This window comes from Mesobacillus boroniphilus (assembly GCF_018424685.1).
GTDB classification, from domain to species: domain Bacteria; phylum Bacillota; class Bacilli; order Bacillales; family Cytobacillaceae; genus Mesobacillus; species Mesobacillus boroniphilus_A.
The window spans coordinates 449,254-463,191 of record NZ_QTKX01000002.1; the positions used below are offsets into that span (position 1 = coordinate 449,254).

Annotated in this window: 7 protein-coding genes; all 7 read left to right on the forward strand. The window is 41.5% G+C overall.

Going from position 1 to position 13,938, the window contains the following annotated elements; genetic code table 11:
* Window positions 1-299: 299 nt before the first annotated feature.
* The 7 genes from DYI25_RS15065 (at window position 300) to DYI25_RS15095 (ending at window position 13,775) form a co-directional block, all read left to right on the forward strand.
* The gene (locus tag DYI25_RS15065) at window positions 300-1,106 is read left to right on the forward strand and encodes a C40 family peptidase (protein ID WP_213370326.1); all 807 of its coding nucleotides are present in this window, start codon (window positions 300-302) and stop codon (window positions 1,104-1,106) included.
* A gap of 426 nt (window positions 1,107-1,532) precedes the next feature.
* Window positions 1,533-5,693 carry a S8 family serine peptidase gene (locus DYI25_RS15070; RefSeq protein ID WP_213370328.1) on the forward strand — a complete coding sequence of 1,387 codons (4,161 nt, stop codon included), beginning with the start codon at window positions 1,533-1,535 and terminating at the stop codon, window positions 5,691-5,693.
* Between the two features lie 663 nt (window positions 5,694-6,356).
* On the forward strand, window positions 6,357-8,588 hold the full coding sequence (locus DYI25_RS15075; protein ID WP_213370330.1) for a glucosaminidase domain-containing protein: 2,232 nt from the start codon (window positions 6,357-6,359) through the stop codon (window positions 8,586-8,588).
* Window positions 8,589-8,781: 193 nt separating this feature from the next.
* A complete protein-coding gene (locus DYI25_RS15080; RefSeq protein WP_213370332.1) occupies window positions 8,782-10,734 on the forward strand; it encodes a M14 family zinc carboxypeptidase in 1,953 nt (650 codons plus the stop codon).
* A 229-nt stretch (window positions 10,735-10,963) separates the two neighbouring features.
* Window positions 10,964-12,844, forward strand: a complete 1,881-nt coding sequence (locus DYI25_RS15085) for a phosphotransferase (RefSeq protein ID WP_213370334.1) — start codon at window positions 10,964-10,966, stop codon at window positions 12,842-12,844.
* Window positions 12,828-13,067, forward strand: a complete 240-nt coding sequence (locus DYI25_RS15090; RefSeq protein WP_213370336.1) for a hypothetical protein — start codon at window positions 12,828-12,830, stop codon at window positions 13,065-13,067. Before DYI25_RS15085 ends, DYI25_RS15090 begins: the two co-directional genes overlap by 17 nt.
* Window positions 13,068-13,775: a sugar phosphate nucleotidyltransferase gene (locus tag DYI25_RS15095; protein WP_213370338.1), complete on the forward strand. Its 708-nt coding sequence runs from the start codon at window positions 13,068-13,070 to the stop codon at window positions 13,773-13,775.
* The last annotated feature ends 163 nt before the right edge of the window (window positions 13,776-13,938 follow it).

Consider the following 13,938-nt stretch of genomic DNA (forward strand, 5'->3'; position numbering starts at 1 on the left):
GTGGAAAAAAAGGTAATCAACTGCAAAGCTCGCGCACGTCCCTTAATCCCTACATAATATCCACTTATTTTACAAAACAGCTATGCCTTTTTAACCCGTTTAACAAGAATATTTTGCAGTATATGGTGATTTTTAGTAAGAAAAGTCGGATTTTGAAATATTCTTGTAACATACTTAAAAAAGAACTGTAATCTAAAACTAGTAACTTTTATGCCATACTATGTTTAGAAATTTAAATTTTGGATAAATTAGTAGGTTTGCCTTTTTTATAGAAATCTTACATTTATTTGGGGGTCAGCATGAAAAAGTTATTAATGGCAGGTATGCTTTCTTGTTCTTTGTTGGTTAGCGGTTTAGTCGGTGGCGATAAGGCAGAAGCTTCTACGAGTGGATTGATTACAAATACTGCCCTGGATTATGTTGGTGTGCCTTATGTTTGGGGAGGTACAACTCCAAGTGGATTCGATTGTTCAGGTTTTCTTAATTATACATATGATAAGGCGGGAATCTCACTTCCGAGAACGACTTCCGAAATATATAATGCAACTCAAACTATCTCTAAAAGTAGCTTGAAGGAAGGCGACTTGGTTTTCTTTACTACTTATAAAGCGGGTCCTTCACACGCTGGGATTTATTTAGGAGACGGGAAATTCGTACATGCCGGAGGCTCAGGCGTCCAAGTTGATTCAATGTCAAACCCATACTGGACAAAAACATATTATGGATCAAAACGAGTTCTTGCTACGACAGTTGGATGGAGCAAGGAAGATGGCAAGTGGCTTTATTACCTATCTGATGGAAGCAAAAAGACAGGGTGGCTGAAATGGAATAGCCAATGGTACTATCTTGACCATGAGGGTGTGATGAAGACAGGCTGGATCAAGTGGAGCGGAGACTGGTACTATCTCAATGCAGATGGTTCCATGAAGTCAGGGTGGCTGAAATGGAATAATAATTGGTACTATCTTAACCAGGGCGGCGATATGAAGACAGGCTGGTTATTTTCCGGAGGCAAATGGTATTATTTATACTCTAGCGGAGAAATGGCATATAACACCACTGTTGAAGGGTATAAAGTGGATAGCAGCGGCGCATGGATTCAATAAAAACAGGCAGAATGCCTGTTTTTTTTTTTATGTCTGTTCTCGCATTGTTGGTGCTTTTCAAACATGCAGATGAGACTAATGGCCTGGTAAAGCATTAAAACTCGTTACATTAGGTTGAGACAGCAACAAAGATGAATAAAAAGAGTAGTGTCGCGCTACTAGTTGATCCTATAAGCATTAAAGGATATAGAAGAACCTAACATCTTAAGATTTGAATAATATTCCAATTACGTTTAAAGGGTGACTCTAAGCCTATATGAGTTACTAATAATAGAATAATATAGTCGAAATATACTAAAAATTATTTGACCATTATAAGGAAAAAATATATAATTATAGCAATAATCTGATTTTTCGGAATAAAAATGGGGTGATTTAGAAATTACATATCTAGCAATAAAAAAATAGATTTGGGGGAATTAAAGAATGAAAAAAAGAAACAAGGGGCGTAAAATCGCCTCTAGTGTACTTGCGTCTGCGTTAGTTCTTTCTAGCTTCAGCTTCCCGCTCACTGGTGCTTCTGCTGCTGAAAATGCATATGCATCAAAAATCAAGCAAATCGAGCAATATAAAGTGAAGCAATTAAAACAGCTGGATGAAAAGTACAAGAAGACAAAAGCATCATTAAAAGCGGAAGATAAAGTTCGCGTAATCGTTGAAGTTGAAGGCCAAACACCTGTAGAGTACGCTACCAAAGAGGGTAAACTATACAAGGAATTATCAGAGGATACTAAATCTTCAATTGCTTCAAAGCTTGAAAAAGCGCAAAAGAGTGTGAAGGATAAGATTAAATCCAATAATATCCGTATGGATCACAAAATGAGTTTTTCCACTGCTTTCAACGGATTCAGCGGGGAAGTAACTTACAAAGATATTGCTAAAATCGAAGGTATTGTCGGAGTAAAGAATGTTTACCTGGCAAATGAATACAATCGTCCTGAAGAAACTCCTGACATGAAGACAAGCCATAACTATATCCAGTCCAACCAGACTTGGGCAGATGCCAACCTTAAAGGCGAAGGGATGATCGTTTCTGTCATTGATACGGGCGTGGATCCTTCCCACAAGGATTTCGTATTGACAGACAAGTCAAAAGCAGAATTATCGAAGGAAGAAACGGATTCTCTAGTTACTGAAGAAGGACTCAAAGGAAAGTTCTATTCGGACAAGGTTCCTTACGGTTATAACTATTATGACCAGAACCAGACAATCCTTGACCTTGGACCAGAAGCTTCCATGCATGGTATGCACGTTGCAGGAACAGTAGCGGCAAATGGTGATGAGGCCACAGGAGGAATCAAGGGTGTAGCTCCCGAAGCACAGGTCCTTGGAATGAAGGTGTTCAGTAATGACCCTAATTACCCATCTACATGGTCTGATGTATACTTGGCCGCAATTGACGACTCTATTAAACTAGGTGCAGATGTCCTGAACATGAGCTTGGGTTCAACTGCATCTTTCTATGAAGAAAACAGTGCAGAAAATCTAGCGATCACTCGTGCGGTTGATAATGGAATCGTCGCTGCTGTATCAGCAGGTAACTCAGGCCACATCGGCTACGGTTGGGACAATCCATACCACAAAAACCCTGATATCGGTTTGGTTGGTGCGCCAGGATTGAACACAGATACCATCCAGGTAGCTGCATCCGGTAATGATGCATACCTTTACCAGCACACTTTTACAGTACAAGGAAACGATACCTTCTCTGCTGTGGGTTACGGAATCGATGATTGGATCAAGCTTTCTGAGGAATCAGGTCCACTTGAAATGGTAGCCGTGCCGGGAGTCGGTAATGATGCCGATTATGCTGGCGTTGATGTAAAAGGAAAAATCGCTGTCGTATCACGTGGTTCACTATCATTCTATGATAAAACAATGAATGCTGCTGAGGCAGGCGCAATCGGAATCATCGTTTATAACAATGGGGGAAGTACTTTCTACCAAAACCAGGGCGGCTGGGATGTTCCGTTCATGCTGATCCAGACTCAGGAAGGAAAGGACCTTCTAGCAGCAATCGAGGCAGGAAATAACATTTTAGATGTAAGTCAGACTGGCAAAAAAGAAGACGCTGAAATGGGCCGCATGACGGATTTCACTTCTTGGGGGACAACTCCTAGTCTTGACTTCAAGCCTGAAATCACGGCTCCGGGCGGAAAAATCTATTCTACACTGCAAAATGACAAGTACGGTGTCATGAGCGGTACATCCATGGCGGCACCGCATGTTGCGGGTGGATCAGCGCTTGTACAGCAATACTTGCAATCTGATGAGCGTTTCAGCGAACTGACTGCTGGAGAAAGAACAAAGCTTGCAAAAGTTCTGCTGATGAATACAGCGGATGCAATCGATGATCTATATGGACAGCCATTCTCGCCTCGTCGCCAGGGTGCTGGCATGATGCAGACATTTGCAGCAGTGAACACTCCTGCGGTTGTTGTCGACAGTCAATCGGGAGAAGCGAAAGTAGGACTTAAAGACTTCACGTCGAAGCAGTTCGAAATGACATTGACTGCTAGCAACCTGACTGATGAAGAAGTCACGTACAGTGTAGACACTAGCGTACTGACTGACTACTTCTATCAAGTAAATGGCGATGAAGACTATAATGCATTGATTGCTGCCGATATGCCAGGTGCAGTGGTTGATGCTCCGGAAACAGTTACAGTACCAGCAGGCGAATCTGTTGATTTCACCGTCAGCGTTGATTTGACAAATGCAAAAATCCCAGGCCAGGATAAGGCTGGACAAGAAACGACTTATGACCTGCGTGAGGATATCTTTGTTGAAGGTTTTGTAACATTGTCTGATGCGAATGGTGCAGAAGATGGACAGCTTCTTCCAAAATTGAATGTACCATACATGGGCTTCTATGGTGAGTGGGATCGTCCTGAAATCCTTGACGGTTTCACGGGTCTGGGCGAATCAAGATACTATGATCTTAAGTACCTATTCAAGTCTCCGAGTGAAATGTTATTTGGTGCTGCAGGTAACTTCAATTACCAGGTGCCGGAAAAAGGTTACTATGCTGTTTCGCCAAACGGTGACGGAATGTACGACGATGTATATGCGCTTCCATCATTCCTAAGAAACGCTGATGAAGTGCATTACAATGTATTGGATGAGAACGGCAAGTTCCTGCGCCGTGTCCTATTGGATAAAGATGTAAGGAAGAACTACTATGGAGCTGGAAATGGTAGTGCATTCACTTTCAACCCTGCAGCTGCCTGGGATGGAAAAGTGAAATCTGCAACTGTAAAAGATGGATTATATTATTATGAAATCAAGTCAGTGATCGATTATGAAGGTGCTGACTGGCAGAGCAAGAAGATCCCAGTATACGTTGATACGACAGCTCCAGAAGTGAAAGCTGCTTATGATGCTGAAACATCAACAGTCAGCTGGGAAGCGAAAGATGAAGGAACAGGCCTAGAGTTTTATACAATTTTTGTCAATGGAACAAAAGTAGCTGAAGTTGCCGGTGATGTAACAAGCCACCAGCTTACGGACGTTCCTGAAAAGGCGTTAATTGAAGTGGCTGCAGTAGACTATGGATTCAATATTGGATTCGATACAGCTGCGGTTGGCGATACTGAAATGCCGCTGATCTACCTTGAAGATAATGGCCCTGAGCCATATGGCGCATATAACAGCAAGGAAGTACCGGTAAAAGGTTATGTTAAAGATGACTTTGTCATCAAAACAATAACTGTCAATGGCAAGGAAATTGCTTATACGTTTAATGAAGAAAAAGGACGTTACGAATTCGCAACGACAACATCTTTTGAGAAAGATGGATTCTACGACGTAATCGTTACAGCTTTGGATCACTCAGGGAAAGACTTCTCTATTTCCCGTAAGGTGTTCATTGACACAACTGCTCCGCAAATTACTGTTGATGCACCAAGTAAGGTTAACAAATCAACTGACAAAGTAACAGTGAAGCTTAACCTTAAAGACAACTTCAATGCGTTATCACTATATGTAAATGATAACCATGAGTACGTAAAGCCGTTCACAAGCCCTATCGATATTCAAAAGGCTGCAGATGAACTTGTAGAATTGACACTTCCGCTAGAACTGGGAGTGAATACATTCAAGCTTCGCCTATACGACCTTGGAGGCAATGAAACGGTAAAAGAATTTACAGTTGAACGCTCTGAAGCTGCCAAGAATGGCTGGAAATTTGAAAGCAATAAGTGGTACTACTATGATGAAGACGTCAAGCAGACTGGATGGGTACTTGATGGCGGCAAGTGGTATTACCTTGCTGCTGACGGGGTAATGAAGACTGGCTGGGTACTTGACGGCGGCAAATGGTACTTCATGGACAAGTCAGGCGCAATGAAAACTGGCTGGGTAAAAACTGGCGGCAAGTGGTACTATCTCGATAAGAGTGGTGCCATGAAGACTGGCTGGATCCAGTTAGGAGGACAGTGGTACTACTTGAATAAATCAGGTGACATGCAAACAGGCTGGAAACTGATTAACTCAAAATGGTATTACTTCTACGGAAGCGGCGCAATGGCAAAAAGCACAACGATTGGCGGATACAAGCTTGGAAATGACGGAGCTTGGATCAGATAGGAATAATGCAGCAGGCCAGGGACCCATAGTCCCTGGCCTGTTTCTGTTTGAGGGGTGTTTACGGTGAGCAGCTTCTAGGAGCGTCGTTTGGAAGCTGCTGCACACATTGAATTGAAGAATATGGAGCATATATAGATTCCGGTTTATGACAACCAAAAATAAAAACCGAAATTGAATTTCGGTTCGCAAGAGTTTTATCCGAGGATTTTCCTCCTTGGTCTATTCCATATCTTTACATATGTAAAACCTTCTTTGCATTTAAATACCTTGATTCCGAACAATCTCAAAGGAGTCTGTATTTCTTTCATTTGAACTAAAGGCACAGAATAACCTCCCATTACAATTTTTTGATAATTCAATTATATCTCTTTTGCGAACAATATAGTACAAGATGTTCTCGATAAGAAACGACAAAAATCGCCCTGTTTTATTAGGGGAAGTGCGATAACTTATAAATGTGATCGAGATAGTTAACCGTTTTGGTTAAAAACATTTAATAGATGTAAGTATGGGAAAAATTGGTCTGGCTGTTTTCTATTAAACTGCTTAACTTTGTGTGAAAAAATCCGAAAAGAAGAGAAAGAGGAAGACAGAAGCCCTTGTATAACACTCTATGAACTTCTGTATTACAAATAGAGATTGGACTTAACTGGGGGAATTTACTTGAAAAAAGCAGGTGCAATTTTACTCGTATTGATGCTTAGTCTTTCACTCCTTTCGCCTGTCCAGGCAAGTACATTGCCTGCCTGGAAATATCAAAACAATAATTGGTATTACATAAAAGCGGATGGCGCCACGGCTAAGGGGTGGATATTGGACCATAATACCTGGTATTACCTGGGTGCTGATGGTGTGATGAAAACGGGATGGCTAAAGTGGAGCGGCAAATGGTATTACTTGAATAAGAGCGGTGCCATGCAAAAAAATTGGGAATTAATCAATAAGCAATGGTATTTTTTCAATGCTGACGGTTCGATGAAAACAGGATGGCTGTATAATGTAGGTCAGTGGTACTACCTTGCTTCAGGAGGAAATATGCTTACGGGCTGGATTACCTGGGGCGGCGAAAAGTATTTCCTGCAATCAAGTGGTGCGATGAAAACAGGATGGCTGACATCTGGAGAGAAAATCTATTATTTTAATAGAAGTGGGGCAATGGTAAAAGGGTTTCAATCAATTGATGGCAAAGAGTATCAATTCTCAGAATCTGGTGAACTTCTCCCTGAAACTGTAAAAATTACCGGATGGCATTTTAAAGACGGAAAGTGGTACTACTATGATCAAATCGGAAACAAAGTGACGGGATGGCTTACTGAAGGAGGTAAAAAATATTTCTTGAATAGTGATGGGGTCATGCTGACTGGCTGGGTGACAGACGCTGGCAAGAAATATTATTTTAAGTCAGATGGTTCGATGTATACTGGCTGGTTGGACGAAAATCAGCAAACCTTCTACTTTGGTGATGACGGCGCAATGCTTACGGGATGGCAGACATTAGGGAATGAACGCTATTTGTTCGGTCTGGATGGCACCGCCTCGAAAGGTCTGACTGTATATGATGGAAAAAGGTATTATTTTCATCAGGATGGAAAAATGGCAATTGGCTGGCTTTCTGTTGACAGTAAGACATACTATTTGGGAGCAGATGGTGTATCCAGGACGGGGTGGATTTTGGATGGCGGCAAGTGGTACTACCTTCTTGGGACCGATACTCTTGCAACGGGCTGGATCGATGTAAATTATAAGCGTTACTATATGGATGGAAAAGGAATAATGCTTACAGGTTGGCTTTTGGACCAGGGGAAATGGTATTATCTCGACCACCCAAATGGTGATATGCATTATGGCTGGATAACCTACAATGGAAAGAAATATTATTTGGACCAAAATGGTGTCATGGTGACAGGCGACAAAGAAATAGACGGGCATCTTTACCAATTCAACAATGATGGTTCGTTGAAGGAAGGGCCGGTTATTCTCTATTCGAACTACAGTCTGACCCAGACAGAAATGGTCAATATCCAAATGACGAAGTCACCGCAGACAGACAAGTATCGCAATGATAAATCGTACATCAGCAAAGATTTTATTGCCCTTTCAAGGGAAGATTCAAAAAAGGGAACTGTCACAGCTACCAACCTGAATGTCAGGGAAGGGGCAGGAACTGGTTTTCGAATCGTGGGCAGCCTTCTGATCGGCACGACGGTGGAAATCCTCGGGGAAACGAATGGCTGGTATGAGATAACATATGGTCCATGGAAAAATGCAAAAGCGGAAGACGTAGCATATTATATGAATCCAAAAAATTTCAGCCAGTCCAGCGATACCTTCTATCAATTCCTGGTGCTGTCTCGAAATGCCGGGGTGAGCGTCTCGGAGGTGAATAGCACTATCCTGAATGGAAAAGGGATATTGCATAACAAAGGCCAGGCGTTTGTGAATGCGAGCATCCAGCATGGAGTGAATGAAATTTACCTAATATCCCATGCCCTTTTGGAAACGGGACATGGCACATCGCCGCTGGCAACCGGTATTCTTGTAAGAGAAGTGGACGGGAAGCCTGTTGAACCTAGAGTAGTTTACAATATGTATGGAATCGCGGCATATGATGGAACCGCGGAAAAATCAGGGTCCGAATATGCCTATAAAGCAGGCTGGTTTACTCCTGAAGCTGCGATTATTGGTGGAGCAAAGTTCATTGGGGAAAATTATATTAATAATGCAACTTACAAACAGGACACATTATACAAAATGCGCTGGAATCCTGGTAAACCAGGTATACACCAATATGCAACCGACGTCGCGTGGGCTGCAAAGCAAGTTTCCAACATAAGCAAACTTTATGGCTTACTGAACAATTACAGACTATATTTTGATGTGCCAGTCTATAAGTGAGTCTATTAATATTACAAATTCATTAAAAGGCTGGCTATTACTTGGCCGGTCTTTTATAGTTTAATAGTCAAAGGCTGATTTTTTGTCGTTTTCTGCCTTTTTTGGCCGAAGGGACATTCTTTAAGTAACTCGGAACCGAGAAGGCAGTAAGATAAAAAAGCCTATTATAAAAAGAGGAAGGGGAAACAGAGGGTTGAGAAAGATTGCTGCAATAAGTTTAAGCTTCATGCTTGCTTTTCCATCCATAGCTGGAGCCGTCACCTTGGAAGGAATCAGTGCCGATGGAACAGTGAGCGGCCAAAGTGCGTCTGAAAGCAATGAAAAGACTGCGGAAGAGACAGCGCCATCAATTCAGGATTCTGGAAATGAAACTGGTATTCCTGAGTCTTCGGGTGGAGAAACGCTGGATACTGGTGAAGGGACAACAGACCCTGTAGAAGGAGAAACGCCAAATCCTGGTGAGGGGACAACAGATCCAGTAGAAGGAGAAACGCCAGACCCTGGTGAAGGGACTGCAGATCCAGTAGAAGGAGAAACAGATCCAGTAGAAGAACCTGCTGAACCAGAGACTCCAGCAGAACCTGTTGAGGGAGCTCCTTCGGACGAGCCGGTTGATGGTGAAACTCCAGAGGAACCAGTTGGAGAGAATCCTGCTGAAGAGGAAACTCCAGAGGAGCCAGAAGCGAAGAATGGCTGGTCACTGGAGGATGGACAATGGTTTTATTATGTGGAAGATGAATTAGCCAGGGGCTGGATTCTTGATAACGGTAAATGGTATTACCTAAACCCTGAAAATGGCGTCATGGTTACCGGCTGGATTTCCTATGGAGGAAAGCGCTACTACCTGGACCGCAGCGGAGCAATGGCGGTCGGCTGGTTACATTTAGGCGGCAAAAGGTACTATATGGATTCGACCGGCGCCATGGTGACAGAAAAATGGATCCTGGATGGCGGCAAGTGGTACTACTTAGGTAAGTACGGCGTCATGCACAAAGGCTGGCTGCTGTATGGGAAGCACTGGTATTATCTCGAGTCAACAGGCGCGATGAAAACAGGATGGCTCTATTATGACAGCTCCTGGTTCTACCTTATGCCCAAGACAGGCATGATGGCTAGAGGCTGGTTTATGGACAGCCAAAAATGGTATTATGCATATTCGTATGGAAACCTGGCACAAAACACTATTGTTGAAGGCAGGTATCGTGTAGGGCAAAGTGGTGTTTGGCTGCCAGAGATTGTAAATCCAAGACAAACCTATACATATGAGCGTATGGTTGCAGACATAAATTCATTGAAAAAACATTATCCATACCTGATCACGACTGAAGTAATCGGAAAATCGGTTGACGGCAGGGATCTGCATGCCATTAAAGTAGGAAATGGCAGCAAGGAAATTTTCATAAATGGATCCCACCATGCACGTGAGCATATGACAACGAATCTGCTGATGGAAATGATAGATGAGTATTCGAAGTCATATGCCGATGGCACGACTTTTTCGGGTTATAATACTCGCAAACTATTGAACAATGTTTCTATTTGGTTTGTGCCGATGGTCAATCCTGATGGAGTAACGCTTGTTCAAAAAGGACATTTAAGCGCAAAGAATCCAAACTATGTGTTAATGCTTAATAACAATAGCCGCGACTTTTCTTCGTGGAAAGCGAACATCCGCGGGGTGGATTTAAACCGTCAGTATCCTGCTGACTGGGCAACCATTGCCAATAACACTGGCAAGCCGTCCCCGCAAAATTATAAAGGGACTAAGCCGCTAAGCGAGCCAGAAGCTCTCGCGGTATATGAATTCACGAAAAGGCATCAGTTTAAAACGGGCGTTGCGTACCATTCATCAGGACAAATCCTTTATTGGTACTTTAAGCAGGCCGGAAGTATATACAATAGAGATTATCTTCTGGCGTTGAAATACAGCTCGATGACTGGTTATTCACTTGTGAAACCGGTAACCAATCCGAGCGGCGGCGGATTTACTGACTGGTTTATCCAGGATATGAAAATGCCTGGGTTCACTCCGGAAATTTCTCCGTTCACATACGGAAAACCTGTACCATTAAGCAACTATGACCGGATTTGGAGTGAAAATAAAGCAGCTGGCTTGATGCTCGCAGAAGACGCCAGCCGCAGATAAACAGATAGAAAGACAGGATGAAATGGATCCTGTCTTTTTCTGTTATGTGGGAAGTGAAAAAATTTTCCCCCGGCTCCTGAGTCCAAGAAGACTGCTTATACTCATCTCTTATCATTCGACAAGAATATATTCCAAAGGATGACAAATTCTAATAAAAAATGTTTACAAAACGTCTAAGCGCAGTTTAAAATGTTAATGTTTTCAAAATTTGAATGTTTTTGGAGGCTTTATGGAACACCTGATTAAATTACTAGAAGCGATAAATAAAAATAATAATGTCAGCCAGAAAAAGCTTTCTGACTTAAATGATATATCAATTGGCAAAGTGAATTATCTGATTCAGGAAATGCTGGAAAAGGGACTTATTTATAATGAGAAAAAGGGAAGGAACATGAATTATTTCCTTACTCCTAAAGGAATTGAATATCTTCAGCAGCAGATTGGGAGCTATCAGGATAAAAAAGTGAATATCCATTATACTGATGTTAAGAAGGAGATTACACAGGCGGTCATTCTTGCAGGCGGATTAAGGAAAGATTTTAATTGTCCAGCTGGAATGCTGAAGGTTGAAGATAAAGAACTGATCAAGCGCAATATTGAAATTTTGCAGGAGATTGGGATAACGAAGTTTGTTATAGTGACTGGCTATATGAAAGATGCTTTTCGTGAACTAGAAGATTTCGCAAACATAACTTTTGTTGAAAACAAAAGATATAAATGGACAGGATCTATGGCATCGCTGGCCTGCGCATTTGAACACATTACGGATGATTTTTTGCTGCTTGAGGACGACCTTTTGATCGAGGAAAGGGCTATTAAAGAACTTGCAGCTAGTCCTTTAAGGGATTGCGTCCTGATTACAAATGAAAGCGGATCGGGTGATGAGGCATTTGTAGAAATCAGGAACGGATTTTTATATAAGGTGTCAAAAGATATCCATCAGTTCAACCGGATTGATGGTGAAATGATCGGGGCAAGCAAGCTTAGTTTGGATGTATTCCACATGATGGTGAGGGACTATGAACAGCACAACCGGAACCCATACATGAATTATGAATATATGCTTCTCGATATAAGCCGGAATTTCAATATTGGCTATTTGAAACTTTTCAATATAGTGTGGGCAGAAGCTGATTCACAAGAACAATTCTATGATATTAAACAAAAGATTTTCCCTATGTTAAAAAGAAAAGAAGCAGAGTTCCGGGAAAACCAAATTAAAGGATATCTTTCTGCCGCATTAGGCATCGAACCTGATGAAGTCACAGGAATCCAGGCATTTGGCGGGATGACGAATAAAAATTATAAAGTCACAATTGGCGACAAGGAGTACGTATTGAGGGTACCGGGAAATGGTACCGAGAAGATGATAAGCCGCAGCGAAGAAAAGGTTAATTCTTCATTGGCGAGTGAATTGGGAATCGATACAGAGCTTCTTTATTTTAATGATGAAACTGGAATTAAGGTTTCGGAATTGATCCCGAATGCTGAAACGCTGAACAGCAAGACTGCCAAACGAGAAGATTATATGACCTTGACTGCCGGAATACTTAATAAACTCCATCATTCCGGAATCAAAATGGCAAACACCTTCAATGTCTTTGAAAAAATAGAAGAGTATGAGCTGCTTTTAAAAGAAGTAAACGGCAGCACCTACAGTGGCTATGAAGAAGTGAAAAGCCAGGTAATGAAATTGAAACAACAGTTTGATGCAATGGTTTTTGATTTTGTACCTTGCCACAATGATACGGTACCTGAAAACTTCGTGAAAAGTGGAGAAGAAGGAATCTATTTAATTGACTGGGAATATGGAGGCATGAATGACCCAATGTGGGATATAGCTGCCCATTCTCTCGAATGTAATTTTTCTTCTGAAGAGGAGGAGCTGTTTTTAACCATTTATTTAGACCAGGAACTAATCCCTGGCGAAATAAAAAAAAGAATCCTAATGAATAAGATTTATCAGGATTTGTTGTGGAGCGTCTGGACGAATATAAAGGAAGCAAAAGGCGATGATTTCGGAAACTACGGCATAGATCGATTTAACAGGGTAAAGGAAAATCTGACAAATCCACTATTAACGGAGAAAACCTATGAACTTAAAAAGTAAAGGGCTTTATTATGGCTTGTTCTCGGGTTTTACAAGGGCTATGGCGCTGAACATTTCTTATTCAGCCTGGGCAATCATCCTCAGCTTCTTCATCCTTGGAACGCTTGTAACCTTCAAATTGGTTTTCTTTAGCGCGGTTATCTTATTCGGTTCGGTCATGACAGTTGCCACAGCACAAGAAATGAAATTTAAAAAATTATTCAAAGCAGGGAGAACAGTATAAATGCGAGCAATATTATTAGCTGCTGGAATGGGGACAAGGCTCAGGCCGCTTACGCTGACGACTCCAAAGTCCCTGATACCAGTGAACGGTAAACCAATGCTTGAAAGGCAGATTGAATTCCTTCAGGAAAAGGGAGTAAAAGAAATTTATGTTGTAACAGGTTATCTGCATGAAAAGTTTGAATACCTTACAGCCAAATACAAAGGTATCGAATTAGTCCACAACGATAAGTATGATGTATATAACAATATTTACACCATGTATCTGGTAAGAGAATACTTGCCAAACAGTTATGTTATAGACGCTGACAATTATCTTCACCGAAACTTCCTCCTCGAGAAGCCTGGAAAGTCCATGTATTTCAGTGCCAGGAAGAAGGATTTCAAAAATGAATGGATTCTCCGTTTCGATGGTGAAAATAAGGTTTATGATATTGAAGTTGGGGATGGCAGCGGGGAATATATTCTCTGCGGGACTTCCTTCTGGTCCCAAGAGGACGGGGAACTGATTGCCTACAAGCTTGAAGAAGACATTAATGGAAATGATTTCTCTGAACGCTATTGGGATGATATCGTCAAAGACAACCTGAATTCCCTGGATATCTATATTCAAAAAATCAAGGAAGATGACAGCTTCGAAATTGATTCTCTCGATGATTTGGAGAAAGTAAACAAATATCTGGAAGATTTAAGGAAAGAACGAATCTGATTGATTCGTTCTTTTTTTTGTTGCTTTTTTGGGAGATGCGGTGCTCTTGCTTTAACGCTATAGGAGTATACAATTATTACCTTTTTATAATTTTTAGACAATTTTATCCAAATCCTAACGATATATGATATTATTCTTGATGTATATTTAAGATTGAAGATAA

What these genes read in the sequence shown, in the direction of transcription:
- DYI25_RS15065 (WP_213370326.1), top strand. Translation starts at nt 300, where the DNA reads ATGAAAAAGTTATTAATGGCAGGTATGCTTTCTTGTTCTTTGTTGGTT.
- DYI25_RS15070 (WP_213370328.1), top strand. Translation starts at nt 1,533, where the DNA reads ATGAAAAAAAGAAACAAGGGGCGTAAAATCGCCTCTAGTGTACTTGCG.
- DYI25_RS15085 (WP_213370334.1), top strand. Translation starts at nt 10,964, where the DNA reads ATGGAACACCTGATTAAATTACTAGAAGCGATAAATAAAAATAATAAT.
- DYI25_RS15090 (WP_213370336.1), top strand. Translation starts at nt 12,828, where the DNA reads ATGAACTTAAAAAGTAAAGGGCTTTATTATGGCTTGTTCTCGGGTTTT.
- DYI25_RS15095 (WP_213370338.1), top strand. Translation starts at nt 13,068, where the DNA reads ATGCGAGCAATATTATTAGCTGCTGGAATGGGGACAAGGCTCAGGCCG.